This is a genomic window from Halorubrum trapanicum (genome assembly GCF_017873555.1).
GTDB lineage: Archaea > Halobacteriota > Halobacteria > Halobacteriales > Haloferacaceae > Halorubrum > Halorubrum trapanicum.
In genome coordinates this window covers 172,282-188,987 of sequence record NZ_JAGGKE010000006.1, presented here as the reverse complement: position 1 = coordinate 188,987, position 16,706 = coordinate 172,282, and the positions used below count along the sequence as shown (strand labels likewise).

General features: G+C 69.3%; 15 protein-coding genes. 6 read left to right on the top strand and 9 right to left on the bottom strand.

Translation table 11 applies throughout. The annotated features are described in order from the left end of the window. Positions 1-398 precede the first annotated feature (398 nt). The gene (locus J2744_RS08905) at positions 399-1,430 is read left to right on the top strand and encodes a glutathione S-transferase family protein (RefSeq protein ID WP_209546891.1); all 1,032 of its coding nucleotides are present in this window, start codon (positions 399-401) and stop codon (positions 1,428-1,430) included. A gap of 72 nt (positions 1,431-1,502) precedes the next feature. On the opposite strand, the gene J2744_RS08900 is transcribed toward J2744_RS08905, so the two are convergent. The 5 genes from J2744_RS08900 to J2744_RS08880 all read right to left on the bottom strand — a co-directional run bounded on the left by J2744_RS08900 (position 1,503) and on the right by J2744_RS08880 (position 5,495). Next, entirely contained in the window at positions 1,503-1,703 is a 201-nt protein-coding gene (locus J2744_RS08900; protein ID WP_209546889.1) for a hypothetical protein, read from the bottom strand. Between the two features lie 62 nt (positions 1,704-1,765). Then, positions 1,766-1,972 (bottom strand): hypothetical protein, encoded by a 207-nt coding sequence (locus tag J2744_RS08895; protein WP_209546887.1) that lies wholly within the window; start codon positions 1,970-1,972, stop codon positions 1,766-1,768. A gap of 143 nt (positions 1,973-2,115) precedes the next feature. Further along, a complete protein-coding gene (locus tag J2744_RS08890) occupies positions 2,116-3,204 on the bottom strand; it encodes a sugar ABC transporter permease (RefSeq protein WP_209546885.1) in 1,089 nt (362 codons plus the stop codon). Continuing rightward, positions 3,201-4,196, bottom strand: a complete 996-nt coding sequence (locus J2744_RS08885) for a carbohydrate ABC transporter permease (protein WP_209546883.1) — start codon at positions 4,194-4,196, stop codon at positions 3,201-3,203. The genes J2744_RS08890 and J2744_RS08885 overlap by 4 nt, the downstream gene beginning before the upstream one ends. A gap of 15 nt (positions 4,197-4,211) precedes the next feature. Next, the gene (locus J2744_RS08880) at positions 4,212-5,495 is read right to left on the bottom strand and encodes an extracellular solute-binding protein (RefSeq protein WP_245203277.1); all 1,284 of its coding nucleotides are present in this window, start codon (positions 5,493-5,495) and stop codon (positions 4,212-4,214) included. 227 nt (positions 5,496-5,722) lie between these two features. On the opposite strand from J2744_RS08880, the gene J2744_RS08875 reads away from it, so the two are divergent. The 4 genes from J2744_RS08875 (at position 5,723) to J2744_RS08860 (ending at position 11,362) form a co-directional block, all read left to right on the top strand. Next, positions 5,723-6,856, top strand: a complete 1,134-nt coding sequence (locus J2744_RS08875) for an ABC transporter ATP-binding protein (protein WP_209546881.1) — start codon at positions 5,723-5,725, stop codon at positions 6,854-6,856. 477 nt (positions 6,857-7,333) lie between these two features. Beyond that, positions 7,334-9,628 (top strand): DNA mismatch repair endonuclease MutL, encoded by a 2,295-nt coding sequence (mutL, locus tag J2744_RS08870; RefSeq protein ID WP_209546879.1) that lies wholly within the window; start codon positions 7,334-7,336, stop codon positions 9,626-9,628. 103 nt (positions 9,629-9,731) lie between these two features. After that, positions 9,732-10,892: a thiolase family protein gene (locus J2744_RS08865; RefSeq protein WP_209546877.1), complete on the top strand. Its 1,161-nt coding sequence runs from the start codon at positions 9,732-9,734 to the stop codon at positions 10,890-10,892. Further along, positions 10,889-11,362 carry a Zn-ribbon domain-containing OB-fold protein gene (locus tag J2744_RS08860; RefSeq protein ID WP_209546875.1) on the top strand — a complete coding sequence of 158 codons (474 nt, stop codon included), beginning with the start codon at positions 10,889-10,891 and terminating at the stop codon, positions 11,360-11,362. The genes J2744_RS08865 and J2744_RS08860 overlap by 4 nt, the downstream gene beginning before the upstream one ends. A gap of 20 nt (positions 11,363-11,382) precedes the next feature. Here the strand turns inward: J2744_RS08860 and J2744_RS08855 are convergent, their stop codons facing one another. Genes J2744_RS08855 through J2744_RS08845 form a run of 3 tightly spaced genes read right to left on the bottom strand, consistent with a single transcriptional unit; the run spans position 11,383 to position 15,097 of the window. Further along, a complete protein-coding gene (locus J2744_RS08855) occupies positions 11,383-12,177 on the bottom strand; it encodes a metallophosphoesterase (RefSeq protein ID WP_209546873.1) in 795 nt (264 codons plus the stop codon). Then, on the bottom strand, positions 12,177-13,826 hold the full coding sequence (locus J2744_RS08850; protein ID WP_209546871.1) for a hypothetical protein: 1,650 nt from the start codon (positions 13,824-13,826) through the stop codon (positions 12,177-12,179). Before J2744_RS08850 ends, J2744_RS08855 begins: the two co-directional genes overlap by 1 nt. Next, complete coding sequence (locus tag J2744_RS08845; protein WP_209546869.1) at positions 13,823-15,097, bottom strand: Single-stranded DNA binding protein; 1,275 nt, start codon at positions 15,095-15,097, stop codon at positions 13,823-13,825. Before J2744_RS08845 ends, J2744_RS08850 begins: the two co-directional genes overlap by 4 nt. A 157-nt stretch (positions 15,098-15,254) precedes the next feature. Here J2744_RS08845 and J2744_RS08840 point away from each other — a divergent pair, with 157 nt between their 5' ends. Then, positions 15,255-15,578: a DUF7510 family protein gene (locus J2744_RS08840; protein WP_209546867.1), complete on the top strand. Its 324-nt coding sequence runs from the start codon at positions 15,255-15,257 to the stop codon at positions 15,576-15,578. 36 nt (positions 15,579-15,614) lie between these two features. On the opposite strand, the gene J2744_RS08835 is transcribed toward J2744_RS08840, so the two are convergent. Continuing rightward, a complete protein-coding gene (locus J2744_RS08835; RefSeq protein WP_209546903.1) occupies positions 15,615-16,643 on the bottom strand; it encodes a glycosyltransferase family 4 protein in 1,029 nt (342 codons plus the stop codon). Between the last annotated feature and the right edge of the window lie 63 nt (positions 16,644-16,706).

Sequence of the window (16,706 nt, the reverse complement as noted above, 5' to 3'; positions counted from 1 at the left end):
ACCCCCCGGGCCCCCCCCACTAAAACACCCCGGGGGGGGGGGGGGCCCCCCCCCCCCGGGGGGGGGGGGGCCCCCGGGGGGGGGGGGGGGGGGGGGGCCCCCCCCCCCCGCGACGAGGCTGGGGAGGCGCGAGGTGCTGTGCGGGGTGGGACTCAAAGGGGCAGCCGCGAGGACGAAGCACACCGATGTAAGCACCGCAGCGAGTGAGCGGAGCGAACGAGCGAGGAGCGCAACGAGGTGCGCGAGTCCTCGCGGCTGGGGCTTTGGAGGTAGTCATGGTCGATCCGCACGCGACCGACCGCAACCGGGCAGATCAGGAACGCTCAGTATATACAACGTAAACGGGTGACACGCGTGTCCCCGCCCACGTTATAGGGACCGAAGCCCAACTACTGCGTATGAATCAGCTCGTCGACGGCGAGTGGCGCACGGACACCTACGAAACGACCGACGAGGAGGGGGCGTTCCAGCGCGGCGAGACCACCTTCCGGAACTGGATCGCGGGCAGCGACGTGCCCGACCACGTCGACGCCGAGCCGGACGAGCGCTTCCAGCCGGAGGCCGGCCGGTATCACCTGTACGTCTCGTACGCGTGCCCGTGGGCGCACCGGACGCTGCTCGCGCGGTCGCTGCTCGGCCTCGAAGACGCGATCAGCGTCTCGGTCGTCGACCCGTACCGCGACGAGGGCGGCTGGCAGTTCACCCCGGAGAAGGAGGGCTGCACGCGCGACCACCTCCACGACAGCGACTACCTCCGAGAGCTGTACGTCGCGGCCGACCCCGACGCCACCTGCCGGGTGACGGTTCCCGTGCTGTGGGACAAAGACGAAGAGACCATCGTCAACAACGAGTCGCGAGAGGTCCTCCGGATGCTCTCGACCGCGTTCGCGGACCTCGGGAACGGCGTCTCGCTGCTCCCCGACGAGAGCGACGACGCGACCGTCACGGACGTCGACGAGGTGATCACGGACATCTACGAGCCGATCAACAACGGCGTCTACCGCGCCGGCTTCGCCACCTCACAGAAGGCCTACGACGAGGCGATAGACGACCTCTTCGACGCGCTCGACCGCTACGACGAGCGGCTCGCGGACCGGCGGTACCTCGTCGGCGACTCGCTCACCGAGGCGGACATCTGTATGTTCACCACGCTGATCCGCTTCGATCAGGTGTACCACACGCACTTCATGTGCAACCGAAAGTTCATCCACCAGTACGAGAACCTCTGGCCGTACCTGCGCGACCTCTACCAGACCGAGGGCGTCGCGGAGACGGTGAACATGGACCACATCAAAGAGCACTACTACACCACGCACCCGGACGTGACCCCGTCGGGGATCATCGCGCGCGGGCCCGACCTCGACTTCGAGGCCGCCCACGACCGCGACCGGCTCGGCGGCGAGGCTCCGAGCCCGAACGCCGCGGACTGATCGGAGCGGAGGCCGAGGACTGCGAGCGGTGATGCGGGAGAGAAGGGACGGCGGTCGCGACGCGGACCGCCACTACTTGGCAAAGAGAAGGAGTATCGCGGCCGCGAGGGCCAGAGTCGTCAGGAGAAGGCCGACGACGTAGTACCGGTTCCCCGGGAGCGGGTCCGAGGCGAACAGGAACAGGATGAACGCCGAACTGACCGCGACGATTTTCAGCGCCCGCGGGTCCGGATCGGACGCCTGATACAGGTATTTTCCAACTTTGTTCAACATGATTCAGCCCCTTGCTTTGCGAGTCATAAGTCTTGGGTACAGTCAGGACACGTCGCGTCGCCTCACTGAGGATCGATACCGGGAACGCCGATGACGTTGGGGAAGAACACGACGATCTGAACTCTTTCCCCCTCCGCGTTGTTGTCGACAATCTGCCAGCCGGTCGCCAAGAGGACAGCCGCGCATTCGCTGATCACGAACGCGGGTGCGTTCACCGGTCCTCCGGTGAGGATCGCGGCGATCTGTGCGACACCCGCCCCGGCGAGCATCGCGTCGATGACATCGTTGGTGAGACAGTGATCGATTGTGTGTTTTACCCCGTTCAGTTGGACGGAGTTTGAGTACCCGTTCTCGCCGGGGCAGGAGTCGTCGGAATCGAAAGAGTGGATTTCGGAGGGACCGGACGACGCGACTACCCTTCCATCCCGCCGAACGAGAGGCCGTCCTCGACGGAGCGCTGGGCCGCGAAGTAGACGATCGCGACCGGCAGCGCGAACAGGTTCGCGAACGCCGCGAACCGCGTCCACGGCGTCGAGAACCGGCCCTCGGTCGCGATGTTGTACAGCTCCACCGAGAGGGGATAGTTCTCGGGGCGGAGCAGCGTCTGCGCGATGATGAACTCGTTCCAGCCGGCGAGCCAGACGAAGATCAGGACGACCGCGAGTCCCGGCTTCGTCAGCGGGAGGATCACCTCCCGGATCGTGTCGAGGAAGCTCGCGCCGTCGACCATCGCCGCCTCCTCGTAGGAGACGGGGATGTTGTCCATGTACGTCTTCAGCAGCCACGTGTTGAACGGGATCGCCGACGCGGCGTAGAACAGCCCGAGGACGAACAGGTTGTTCGTGAGTCCGTAGGTGCTGAACAGCGAGTACAGCGCCACGAGCGTCGCGATCGACAGCCCGGCGCCGATCTGGGTGAAGAGGACGTAGCCGTAGAGGATCCGCTTGCGGCCCACGAACTGCCGGCGCGAGAACGCGTACGCGGCCGGGACGATCATTCCGAAGCCGGCCGCGAGCGTCACGCTGACGATGTAGAGGCTGTTGAACAGCGCGCCGGGGCCGGTCTCGGTGCCGGCCCACCGGAAGCTGAAGGGGAGAAGTCCGCCGCCGCCGCCGATGACGAGCTGGGGGTACCCCCAGTCGCCGTCGACGAAGAAGAAGTCGGACTCGAAGATCACCCACCGGTACGCGCCGAGGTTGTACGTCGACGGGTCCGGGAAGATGCCGCTCGTGTTGAACAGCCGCGACCCCTCCGCGAGCGACGCGCTCGTGATCCAGAACAGCGGGAACAGCAGCACGAGCACCATCGCGAGTCCGAACAGGGTCATCAGGACGCTCTTCGTCACGTCCCACGACGTACGCTTCCCCGTGCGAACGTCGTAAACCGCTCGCCGGATCATCACGGAGAACCGCTTCGGCGCGGTCGCGAGCGCGACCAGCTTCGAGCGGACCAGCGCGGCCGCGGAAGCGACCAGCGCGGCCGCGGAGCCGAGGGGATTCATTCGTCACCCACCCCCTCGGCGAGACCGCCGTAGCGCACGGCGACGAACATGAACAGCCCGACGAACGCGATGCCGACGATCAAGATCGCGGCCGACAGGCCGAACTGATTGAACGTGATCGCCTCGCGGTAGCCGTACACGATGATCAGCTCGTTCTGTCGCGACGGTCCCCCCTGGTTGAACACCCACGGGATCAGGAACTGCTGGAAGGAGGTCGCGGCCGTGAGGATCGACGCGAAAAGCACCGGTCCCTTGATCGCGGGTACGGTCACGGTGCGGAACCGCTGGAGTGCGCCCGCGCCGTCGACCATCGCCGCCTCGTGGAGCGACCGGGGAACGTCCTGTAAGGCGCTCACGATGATGATAACCATGAACGGGTACGCCAGCCACACCTCCGTGGTGACGTACGCGAAGAACGCCTCCCAACGGCCGCTGAGGAAGCCGATCGGCACGTCGAACAGGAGCAGCTCGGGCGCCGACAGCGACGACATGAACTCGTTGTATCGGCCCAGTATCGTGTTGAACACGCCGTAGCGCGCGTCGCTGAACATCCCGCGCCAGACGGTGATCGTGAAGATGCCGGGGAACCCCAGCGGGACGATCACCGCCGCGCGCATGTACCGCTTCCCGGCGACGCGGGCGTGGTTCAAGAGGAGGGCGATCCCCACCGCGAGGAACACCTTGATCACGAGCGAGACGGCGACGAACAGCCACGTCGTGATCATCGACGTCTTGAACTGCGAGTCGCCGATCAGCTGGACGTAGTTCTCCAGCCCGATCAGCTCGGCGCCGCCCCCGATCACCGACCCGGCGAACGTCGCGTCGGTGAGCGAGATGTAGAAGAGATAGAAGATGGGGTACAGCATGAAGCTCGAAAAGAGGATGACGCCGGGCGCGACCAACAGCAGTCCCCAGTCGCGACTGGAGAAGGGCAGCGCCGAGCGCAGGCGACCCAGTCCGCTCACGCCGGTTCCGGGTTGCGAAGAGGCCATCGCTCCGGAGGGTGCCTACAGCGCCTCCCGGATCTCGGAGGCGGCCTGGTCGAGCGCGGCGTCGCTCTCCTGGTCGCCGTTGAAGACGCGCTCCAACGCGTCCGTCACGGGCGTCCAGACGCTGTCCATGTCGGGGTGGCTCGGCATCGGGACGCCGTGTTCCACCTGCTGGGCGAACGCCTGGACCTCGTCCGCGACGTCGCCGCTTTCGACGACCTCGCCGAGGACCGGAATGTACCCCTGCGACTCGGCGTTGCTCCGGATGATCTCCGGGTTCGTCGTGTACCACTCGGCGAGTCCGGTCGCGGCGTCGACCGTCGACTGGTCCGCGTCGGCCAGCATCGAACTGAAGTAGAACAGCTGGACGCCGGAGTACGAGCGCGGGTTGTTGCCGTCGACGGTCGGCAGCGTCGTGACGCCGAGGTTGTCGACCTCGCTCTGGAGGTTGCCGAGCTCCCACGGACCGTTGATCGCGAACGGCGCGAGCCCGTCCGAGAACGCGACGATCTGCGACTCGTAGCCCGGGTCGGCGGGCATGTACTCGTAGAGGGTTTCGAGCGCGTCCATCCCCCGTTTACACGCGTCGCTGTCGACGGTGACCTCCAGGTTCTCCTCGTCGAAGAGGTCGCCGCCGTAGGCCTGAATGAACCCGCTCGCCTGGTACGGGTCGACGCCCGGGAAGGAGAGCCCGTACTGGCCGTTTTCAGGATCGTGGTGCTCCTCCATGACCGAAACCATCTCCTCCAGCGTCTCCGGCGGCTCCTCGACCATGTCCGCGTTGTAGTACAGCGCGGCGGTCTCGGACGCGAACGGCAGGCCGTAGAGCCCGCCGTCGAACTGGGCCGCCTGCTGTGCGGTCTCGGTGTAGCTGTCGAGTGAGACATCGACGTCGTCGCTCGCGTCGTACAGGAACGGCGGGTCCTCACGGACCGCGAACCGGCCGACCCAGTCGTGCGCCCAGATCCACGAATCCGGGCCGTCGCCGGCCGGAATCGCCGTTTCGAGCTGCTGGTCGAGCTCGCCGCCGGGCGCCTCCTTGTTGATGATGTAGCCCGACTCCTCCTCGAAGTCGGAGATGTACGCGTCCATGTCCTCGTCCTCGGCGTCGGTGAGGTCGGCCCACAGCCGCGCGGAGCCGGAGTTCCCGCCGCCGCCGTCGGACCCGTCGCCGCCATCGGACCCGTTGCCGCTGTCGGAACCGTCGCCGCCGTCGCCACCGGTACTGATACAGCCCGCGAGCGCCGCGAGCGCAGTCGATCCCCCCATCGTCTTGAGCAGCGTTCTACGTTTCTCGTTCATGTGGCCAGAACAAATGATGAATTATATTTTCATACATTTAGTGTTTGGGGTACATCCCGATCGATCCGGATTGATACGGATCGACCCGGATCAACTCTCCGCCGATCGAGTCGCTCGGCAGTCGCTTCGGTCGCTGCCGATGAACGCGATATTTGAGAAGAGATAGTTCACCATATATCAGAAAAACAGCAAAGAACTCATATGCCAGCGGACCAGTCTTCAGGGAAATGGCACGCGTCACGCTCGATACGCTCCGGAAGGAGTTCGACAGGGGGACCATCGTCGCCGTCGACGACCTCGACCTGGAGATCGACGACGGGGAGTTCGTGACCGTGGTCGGCCCGTCCGGGTGCGGGAAGACGACCACCCTCCGGATGGTGGCGGGACTCGAAGAGCCGACCTCCGGGACCGTCAGCTTCGACGACGAGGACGTGACCGACATCCACGCGAAGGAGCGCCCGGTCGCGATGGTGTTCCAGAACTACGCCCTGTACCCGCACAAGACGGTCCGCGAGAACATGGCGTTCGGGCTGAAGATGAGCACCGAGATGACGACGGCGGAGCGCCACGAGCGGGTCCGAGAGATGGCGGAGATGATGGGCATCGAGGACCTCCTCGACGACAAGCCGGACGAGCTCTCCGGCGGGCAGAAGCAGCGCGTCGCGCTCGGCCGGGCCATCGCGCGCGAGCCGGAGGTGTTCCTCTTCGACGAGCCGCTCTCGAACCTCGACGCGAAGCTCCGCACGGAGATGCGCGCGGAGATCCAGAAGCTACAGAAGGAGTTCGGCGTCACCGCGATGTACGTCACCCACGACCAGGAGGAGGCGATGACGATGGGCGACCGCCTCGCCATCCTGAACGACGGCGAGCTCCAGCAGGTCGGCGAGCCGACAGAGGTGTACCAGAACCCGGTCAACGAGTTCGTCGCCGGCTTCATCGGCTCGCCGTCGATGAACTTCCTCCACGTCGACGTCGAGACCGACGGGACGACCGCGACGATCCGCGACGAGGAGTCGGGGCTGGCGCTCTCGCTCAGCCGCGAGTACGTCGCGGGCCACGACCTCGAAAGCGGCCCGTACACGCTGGGAATCCGTCCCGAGAACATGGAGATCGTCGAGAATCCGACCGGCGAGGAGACGCTGGCCGCGACCGTCGAGGTTGTCGAACCGATCGGCTCCGACAACTATGTCCACCTCGGCGTTGGCGAGGACTTCCTCGCGCGGTCGCCCGCGGAGGTCCAGCCCAAGGCGGGCGACGAGGTCGGCGTCACCTTCGCGGAGGCGGACCTCCACCTGTTCGACGCCGAGACGGGCGAGGACGTGTTCCTCACCGACGAGGAGATTGCCGCCGCAGTCGCGTAATCGAGGTCGGTTTTAGGATTCGGCGCTGGTGTGTGAACCGATCGTTCGTACTTTCTCTCTGAATCGGAGACGGGCACGGCGGGTTCTGCCATTCGTACGAAAACTGTTGCTACCACCGTGAACACTTCCAAAGCCCCAGCCGCGAGGACTCGCGCGGCTCGCTGCGCTCCTCGCTCAGTCGCTACCGCTCCTTCGCTCCGGTGCTTGCGTCGCCGTGCTTCGTCCTCCCGGCTGCCCCTTTGAGTCCCGCCCGACCGCATCCGCACAGCACCTCACGCCTCCCCAACCTCGTCGGTCGCCCGTCGCTTCGCTCGGGCGACCGACTCCCTCGCGCGTGCTTCTCGCGCCTGAGGGCGCTCGAAGGCACGCGCCACGTGGTTTTACTCGTAAATGACGGCTTCTCCGGGAACCCGTCCACCTCGCGTCGCCGCCGGCGACAACGGCTTGAAGTGCGCGCTCGTCCGACGGACGGTAAGCATGGAGCCGCCAGACATCGAGCGGTTGGACGAGCGGACCGTCCAGCGGATCGCGGCCGGCGAGGTCGTCGAGCGCCCCGCGAGCGTCGTGAAGGAGTTGGTCGAGAACAGCCTCGACGCGGGCGCGAGCCGCGTCGCCGTCTCGGTCGAGTCCGGCGGCACCGAGGGGATCCGCGTCCGCGACGACGGCGTCGGCATCCCCGAAGACCAGCTGGAGGCGGCCGTCGCCGAACACGCCACCTCGAAGATCGGCGACATCGAGGACCTCGACCGCGGCGTCGGGACCCTCGGTTTCCGCGGCGAGGCGCTGTACACCGTCGGCGCCGTCTCCCGGCTCACCGTCCGCTCGCGCCCCCCGGACGCCGAGGCCGGCGCGGAGATCGCCGTCGAGGGCGGCGAGGTGGGCGAGGTCCGCCCCGCGGGCTGTCCGGCGGGGACGACCGTCGAGGTCGACGACCTCTTCTTCAACACGCCCGCCCGGGAGAAGTTCCTCAAGCGGACCGCCACCGAGTTCGACCACGTGAACACCGTCGTGACCGGCTACGCGCTGGCGAATCCGGACGTCGCGGTCTCGCTGGAACACGACGGCCGCGAGACGTTCGCGACCGAGGGGAACGGCGACCTCCGCTCGGCCGTCCTCGCCGTCTACGGCCGCGAGGTGGCCGAGTCGATGATCGACGTCGACTGGACGCCCGACGAGGGCGACGCGGACGGAGGGGCCGACGACGACGCCCCCGTCGAGCGGGTCACGGGACTGGTCTCGCACCCCGAGACGGCGCGCTCGACCCGCGATTACCTCTCGACGTACGTCAACGGACGGTACGTCACCGCGAGCGCGCTCCGCGAGGCGACCCTCGACGCCTACGGCGGGCAGCTGGCGCCCGACCGCTACCCGTTCGCGGTCCTCTTCGTCGAGGTCCCGGCCGGCGACGTCGACGTGAACGTCCACCCCCGGAAGCTGGAGGTGCGCTTCGACGAGGAGTCGGCGGTCCGCTCGGCGGTCGAGGCCGCCGTCGAGGACGCCCTCCTCGACCACGGCCTGATCCGGTCGACGGCGCCCCGCGGCCAGTCGGCGCCCGCCGAGACCGCCGTCACTCCGGAGACGCCCGACGACGAGGCCGTCGGGGGCGCGGACACGGACCACGAGCGCGCCGCGCGCGAGGGGCGCGAACCGACGACGGCGACCGAGTCGGCCGAGTCGGCCGATTCCGAGCGAACGCCCGGCGGAGCGCCCGAAAGCGGCGAAATGTCGATCGAGACCGACGCCGAAGAGTCGGCGACGCCGACCGAACTGGACCCCGACGACGACGCGGCGTGGGCGGTCGACGATCTGGGTAGCGGTGCGACCGACGACGCGACCGACGGTGCGAACGGCGAACCTCGACCCTCTCCCCGGAGTTGGCAGGACGACTCCGCGGATCGCGACGCGGGACCGGCGACCGACGACGGCGTCGCCGGAAGCGAGAGTCGAGACATCGGCGAGGAGACCGAGACAGAACCCACCGACGACGCGGCAGCGGAACCCGAGACGCGGGAAGCGCGGTCGGATACGGCGCGATCGGACGCGACGCAATCGGGCACGACGCCGTCGGACGCGACTCGCTCGACCCCCCGAACGAACCCCGCGACGCGACAGCGGACCCTCGACGGCGAGGCGACGGAGAGCGAGCGCGAGTTCGACTCGCTGCCCTCGCTGCGGATACTCGGCCAGCTTCACGAGACGTACGTCGTCGCGGAGGCGCCGGACGGCCTCGTGTTGATCGACCAGCACGCGGCCGACGAGCGGGTGAACTACGAGCGGCTCAAGGCTGTCTTCGCGGACGGCGCGGACGCGCAGGCGCTCGCTGAGCCGGTCCGAATCGAGCTGACCGCCCGCGAGGCGGCGCTGTTCGAGGAGTTCGTCGACGACCTCTCCGAGATCGGCTTCCGGGCCGAGCGGGCGGGCGACCGCGCGGTCTCGGTGACAGCGGTCCCGGCCGTCTTCGACGCCGCGCTCGACCCCGACCTCCTGCGCGACGCCCTGTCCGCGCTGGTCGACGACGCCGCCGCGGGCGACGCCCCGGTCGTCGACGCCGTCGACGAGCTGCTCGCCGACCTCGCCTGCTACCCCTCGGTCACGGGCAACACCTCGCTGACCGAGGGGCGGGTCGTCGACCTCCTCGACCGGCTCGACGCCTGCGAGAACCCGTACGCCTGTCCGCACGGACGCCCGGTCGTGATCCGACTCGACCGCGAGGAGATCGGGTCGCGGTTCGAGCGCGACTACCCGGGGCACGGCGGACGACGCGCGGAGTAGCGGTCACCCCGTCCGACGGGTAATCGGGACGGCGGCGGGCGCTGCCGACCCGTCGCCGACCGCAGAGAGGTACGTTTTAGGCGACCGCGGTGGACCCACCGATATGGAACGCGTAGCGATCGTCGGCGCGTCGATGACCCGGTTCGGGCAGCGCGACGCCTGGGTGCGGGAGCTGCTGGCGGAGGCGGGCGCGGCCGCGCTCGACGACGCCGGCGTCGACGGCGACGACCTCGACCACCTGTACGTCTCGAACATGGCCAGCGGCGAGTTCGAGGGACAGACCGGCGTCCCGAACGCGCTCGCCCACGACCTCGCGGCGCAGCCGGCCTACACCGCGCGGATCGACCAGACCTCCTCGTCGGGCGGCGCCGGGGTGTACGCGGCGTGGCAGTCGGTCGCCTCCGGCGCGAGCGACCTCACGATGCTCGTCGGCGGCGAGAAGATGACCCACCGGACGACCGCGGAGGCGACCGACGTGATCGCGTCGCTCACCCACCCGGTCGAGTACAAACAGGGCGTGACGCTCCCCTCCTTTGCGGGCCTCACCGCGCGCCTGTACCTCGACGAGTACGACGCGCCCCGCGAGAGCCTCGGGAAGGTCGCGGTGAAGAACCACGCTAACGGCGTGGACAACCCCCACGCGCAGTTTCAGAAGGAGGTCGACCTCGACACGGTCCTCGACTCGCCGACCGTCGCCGACCCCCTCCGGCTGTACGACTTCTGCCCGATCACCGACGGGTCCGCGGCGCTCGTGTTCTGTCCCGAGTCCGTCGCCGAGGAGTACGCGCCCGACGGCAGCTACGCCGTGATTTCTGGCATCGGCGGCGCGACCGACACGCACGTCGTCCACGAGCGCGCGGACCCGACGACGATGGGCGGCGTCGTCGACTCCTCGGATATCGCCTACGAGATGGCCGGAATCTCCCCGGACGACGTCGACGTGGCCGAACTCCACGACATGTTCACGATCTTGGAGTTCCTCCAGAGCGAGGACCTCGGCTTCTTCGAGAAGGGCGAGGGGTGGAAGGCGGTCGAGGAGGGCGTCACCGACCGCGACGGCGACCTCCCGATCAACACCTCCGGCGGTCTCAAATCGAAGGGGCACCCGCTCGGCGCCAGCGGCGTCGCGCAGGTGTACGAGATATTCAAGCAGGTCACGGGCGACGCCGGGCCGCGACAGGTCGAGGCCGACACGGGTCTCGCCTGCAACGTCGGCGGGTTCGGGAACTGCGTGACCACCACCGTTTTGGAGGGAAGCCAATGAGCGACAACGAGACCGACGCCGACAGCGCGACCGGAAGCGACGAGAGGAACAGCGGCGAACCGACCTTCGAGGCGACGGAGTACGCGGACGGCACCGTCACGTACCCGCCCCACACCGTGGGTCCGAACGGCGCCGAGCGCGTCGGGACGGTCGACCTCCGCGAGCGCGAGGGCCGGGTCGTCACCTGGACGACATCGACCGCGACGCCCCCGGGCGTCCGCGAGCCGAACACCCTCGCGATCGTCGAGTTCGAGATGGGCGACGGGTACGACGGACCGCCGGTCCGCGCGCTCGGCCAGATAGCCGAGACCGGGAGCGGCGACGCCGACGCCGACGAGCAGTTCGACGTCGACATCGGCGACCGCGTCGAGCCGGTCTACGCCGACGAGCTTCGGGAGCCGGGCGCCGGCATCCGCGAACCGGAGAGCCAGGAGTGGGACGGGTTCCGGTTCCGGCCGGTCGAGGAGTAGGCGGACTCGTTTTCTGCGGTTCAGACCTGCCGATAATCTCCAAGGCGCGTCCCGTCGAGCAGGTACGCGTCCGCGGCGGGCAGCGCCGCGGGGAGGTACGGCGCGAGGAACGACTGTCCCTCGACGTTCACCCACGTTCCGCCGGACCGCTCGTTGAACGCCGGGAAGACGACAAGTTCGGGCGGGTCGGAGTCGTCTTCGGGCGGGTCGGAACCGTCCCGCTCATCTCCGGCGTCTTCCACGAACGCCGCCGGGTCGAGTTCGCCGCGGAGCCACGCGCGCTCGACGCGCGAGCCGCCGACCGCGTCCTCCAGCCGCACCTGCGGGTGTTCGTGGCCGGTACACACCACGTCGGCGTCGAGGAGTGCGGGGTCGGGCCACGTGTGGCCGTGACAGACCGCGACGCCGGACGTCGGCTCGTCGCCGAGGAACCCGCCTTCGGAGCCGATGACGTCGAGGTCGGCGGCGAACGCCGCCGCGACGCCCGCGTCGTGGTTCCCTTCGACGAGCGTCATCGGAACTCGGTCCGTGACGGCGCGGATCAGGGTTTCCAGCTCCTCGCGTTCGTCGCCGTCGGGCGCGCCGATCCGGTGCGCGAGGTCGCCGAGCACCACGAGCCGGTCGGCGTCGGTCTCGACGACGAGGTCACAGAGCCGCTCGCGACGCTCGTCGGCGCGGGAGTCCAGTTCGACGCCGCGCTCGTAGCGCAGGCCAACCTCGATGCCGGCGTGGACGTCGGCGACGAGCAGCGCGCGTTCCCCGTCGAGGTCGGCCACGGCCGCCGGCTCGCCGACGACCGGCTCGACCCGCGCCATCAGATCGGCTTGAGCAGCCCGTCTCCCGGCTCGTAACACTGGCCGCTCATCAGCGCGTCCTGGATGGCGTCCTCGACCGCGCCCGGCTCGACGCCGCGCTCGTCCGCGACGCGTTCGACGACCGCCTCGCGGGGCGCCCCGTCGCCGTCGTCGAGGTCGGCCATCGCCGCGACCGCCGCGGATTCGAGGTCGACGTCTCCCCCTTCGTCGGCGTCGACCTCCCCGTCGGAATCGGATTCCACGTCGGTTTCGACCGCCGACTCGGAGGCGTCGGCGGTCTCGGTCTCGTCGCCCTCGCCGGTGACCGCGTCCGCCGCCGCCGCGGAATCGTCGACAGACTCCTCGGCGAGGTCCTCGGGGTCGGGCACGTCGATGTCGGCCTCGCCGGGCTCGTCGACCTCGGTCCCGGTCGAGAAGTCGGTCCCGAACTCGGACTCGATCTCCTCGCGCTCCTCGTCGTCGAGCTGGTACATGTCGTCGGCGTCCGCGTCCGGATCGAGGTCCGCGGTCGCATCCGCGTCGTCTTCCGTGGTCGTATCCGCGTCGTCTGCGGTCGCGTCCGCGTCGTCTTCCGTGGTCGCGGCCGCGTCGTCTGCGGTCGCGTCCGCGTCGTCTTCCGTGGTCGCGGCCGCGTCGTCTGCGGTCGCGTCGAAGTCGCCGAGACCGCCGTCATCGGGAGTATCGGCGGCGTCAGCGACGTCGGTCGTCTCGTCCGAATCGTCCGCGTCGGTGAGGGGTTCTGACTCGTCGGGAGAACCGGTTCCCGTATCGGTCGATTTGTCGGTTCCCGTATCGGTCGACTCATCCGTCGCCGGCTCAGCCGAGTCGTCGACTGAGGCTTCGGCGTCCGCGGTCGGCTCGGAGACGGACTCCCCCTCCGAGACCTCGTCGCTTCCGGTCGTGGCGGCCGGTTCCTCGATCGTCACGTCGGTGTCCGGGAGCGGACCGATCGCGGTCGCCTCCCCCTCGTCGGGGGCGACGTCGAGGGCGCGGACCTCGTCGCGGTCGCCCGCGATCATCTCGAGGGCGTCGACCGCGAGCCGGCGGACCGCCTCGGCGTAGGCCGCCGTGGTGCCGTAGTGATCGAGTGCCTTCGGGATCCCGGCCGCGAGCGGGGCGGGGGCGCCGCCCGCCTCCAGCCCGGCGCGGAGGTCGTCGCCCCGCAGGTCGGAGTCGAGCGCCGTCGCGAACACCGCGAGGCGGTCGAGGGTGGCCTCCGCGGCGGAGACGACCCAGCGGTCGCGGGTGTCGGCGTCGACCTCGTTGAGGCTCTCCGGGCGGACCGAGGTGAACACGCGGTCGGAGTCCTCCGGCTCGAAGGTGCGCGCCTTCCCGGTGAGCGCGACGAACGCGGGCGGGTCGGCGCGCTCCAAGAAGGTCTGCGCCTCCGGCTGGTACTGGCCGGCGTAGGTGACGAACGCGCCGGAGGGGTCGACGACGCGGCCGCGGCGCGTCTCGTCGTTCACGCGCTCGACCTCGGTGAGCACGCCCGCCGTGAACAGGCGGTTCACCCGCGCGCCGGTCGGCGTGACGACGTAGTTGGGGGCGCGCTCCTCGTCGCTCTCGGAGTACGACAGCGAGGCGTCGTCGAACTCGGCGGCGAACAGCCGGTAGGCGACCTCCCGGGCGCCCGGCCCGTCGTCGCTCATTCGCCCACCTCCGCGAGCGCGGCGCGGGCGTGCTCGGCCGGGTCGTCGTCCGCGAGTTCGAACTCGTCCGCGTCGAGGGTGGCGCCGTAGTCGTCCACCGAGAGGTTCCCGCGGACGCGGTACGCGCGCCCGACGAGCGAGTCGGCGATGTCGTCGGCGACGACCTCCTTGTCCATCGCGTCCTTCGCGGCGTCGAGGGCGTCATCGAGGTCGCCGCCGTACACCTCGGCCGTCAGCTCGTCGTCGAGGACGACGGTGACGGTGTCGGTGCCGTCGTCGAGGATGGCCTTCACGCGGAGGTCGTCCTCGCCGTCGACGTCGCCGTGGCTCCGGCACTGGCCGTTCTGGACGACGCGGCCGCACTCCGGACAACGCTCGATGAGTCCGGAGCCGTCCCGGATCTCGAGGACGTTGCCGACGACCTCGACGTCGAACATCCCGCCGGAGGCGACGGCGTCCGCGACCGAGAGCCGGGGGGCGTCCTCGGCGACTTCGACGGGATCGGGCAGCGGCGTCACCGTCGAGAACTCGGTGAGGTTGATCGAGGGGACGCCGCGGAACTCCCGCACGTACACGTCCTCGATCCGGAGGTCGGCGCCGGCCTCGATCTCGGAGCGGGGCTGCCAGTCGGTGAACGGGAGCTTCGCGGTCTCGTCGCCGACGACCCCTTCGAGGATCTCCGTCTCGCCGTCGCGCCCGGAGATGGTCTTCTCGTCGACCTCCAGCACGCGGACCTCCACGTTGCGCCCGCGATCGCCCGCCGCGATGTCGACGAGGCTGCGGTCGCCGCCGACCTCGCGGTCGACCGCGACCGCCTCGTCGGCGATGGCGACGGTCGTCGAGTCGTTGAGGTTTAGCTCCGGCTCTCCCTCCCACTCGCGGACGCCGGCGTTGCCGATCGTCAGCGAGTCGCCCGGCTCGAAGCCGAAGTCCTGCCAGGCGGTGTAGGAGATGACGCCCGTCTCGTCGGCGACCTCGCCCTCGCGGATCGTGAGGTCGTCGCCCTGATAGCGGATCGTGCGCGTCCCCTGCGTGAGCACGCGGACCGTCACCGTCACGCCGTCGTTGTCCGTCGTGATCTCGCCGACGTCGACGGCGTCGGGCGTGGGGGAGGAGCCGCCGCCACCGCCGCCGTGTTTCCGGCGGACGCTCTGTTTCGCCTCGTCGATGGGGACGCTGTACTCCAGTAAGTTCTGTAGGTCGGCTTTGACCTCCTCTTTGTCGACGCCGAGGTCGGAGGCGAGCTCCTCGGCATGGCTGTTGACGTCCATCGAAGCGAGGTTCGGCGCGGCCGCACAAAAGGATTCACCACGGGGTTCCCGCGGCGCGTCGCGTTCTGCCGGGGCGTCGGTGCGCCGGGGCGGTCCGGCCGGGACAGCAGCGCGCCCCGCCGGCACAGCTAAACCGCTCCCGGTCACAGGAGGCCACATGGACGACACCGACATCGAGGTCGACTCGCGGATCACGGCGGACCGCACGGTCATCGACGTGACCGGCACGCGAGACGTCGCCGTCGTCGTGCGGTCGGACGACGGCGAGCGGATCTACCTCCCGCCCGAGGGGTTCGACGATCCGGTGTCCGGATCGCCGTACACCTCGCCGTACCAGGGCGCCGGCGCGGGCGGCGAGGAGAGCCCGTACGGCGGGGCGACCGGCAGCACGCGCGGCGTGATGGAGACCGCCGACGGCTTCCGGGTCACGCACCCGGAGCCGGTGACGGAGTTCGACGTGTACCGCGGCGGAGAGGACTGAACGCGTTGCGGTCGCGGGGGACGGGGACCGGGGAACTTACGCGACGTCTTCGTACACGGCGAGCGTGTCCTCGGCGACGGCGCCCCACTCGCGGCGCTCGTACTGCGGCGGCTCCTCGCGGTCGAGCGCCTCGATCATCCCGTCGACGATCGACTCCGAGTCCGTCTCGACCTCCACGAGGCAGTCGTCGGGGAGCACCTCGGCGACGCCCGAGCGGGTCGCGACGACCTGCGTCCCCGCCTCCAGCGCCTCGGTGATGGTGATGCCGAACGGCTCCGCGTACGACGGCGAGACGAACGCGTCCGAGGCGGCGTAGTAGTCGCCAAGCTCCGCCTCGGGGACGTAGCCGACGAACTCGACGCGCTCCTCGATGCCGAGCAGCTCGACGAACCGCTTCAGCTGCTCGGTCTGGTGGCCCGACCCGCCGACGACGAGCGTCGCGTCGCGGCCGCGGAGCTTCTTGGTCGCGTACAGGAGGTGCGAGATCCCCTTCTGGTCGGTGTGACGGCCGACGAAGAACAGCATCTCGCCGTCGATGCCGAGGTCGGCGCGCACGTCCTTCCCGGAGAACTTCGGCGTCGAGAAGCCGTTGTACACGACCCGCGAGTCGGCGTCGTACAGCTCCCGGATGTCCTCGCGGACGATCTCGCTGACCGCGATGTTCGTGTCGGCCGCGTTCGCGAGCCGGCGCTCGGTCTCGACCTCTCGGCTCGGCGGGTCGATGTTGCGGTCGCTCGCCAGCGAGTGGAACGAGGAGACCCAGGTGGCGTCGGACTCGCGGGCGGCGGCGCGGCCGGGACCGTACCCGAACCAGTCGTGCGTGTGGACCACGTCGTGGTCGGGCGCGAGCGCGGCGAACCGGTCGGAGAGCTGGCCGACGCGCGCCGCCACGTCGCCCTCGCCGGTCTCGACCGGTTCGAGTCCCGGCTCGTCGTCGGGGGCGAACTCCGCGGGCAACACCAGCGTGACGTCGACGCCGAGGTCGTCTCGCAGCCCGGTGAACAGTTCCCCGACGTGGACGTCCAGCCCGCCGGTGATGTTCGGCGGGAACCCCCATCCCAGCATGAGTACGCTCGGCGGCATACCCCTCCGTTTCGGGAGTCGGCACTTAGGTATGCCCCTCACGGA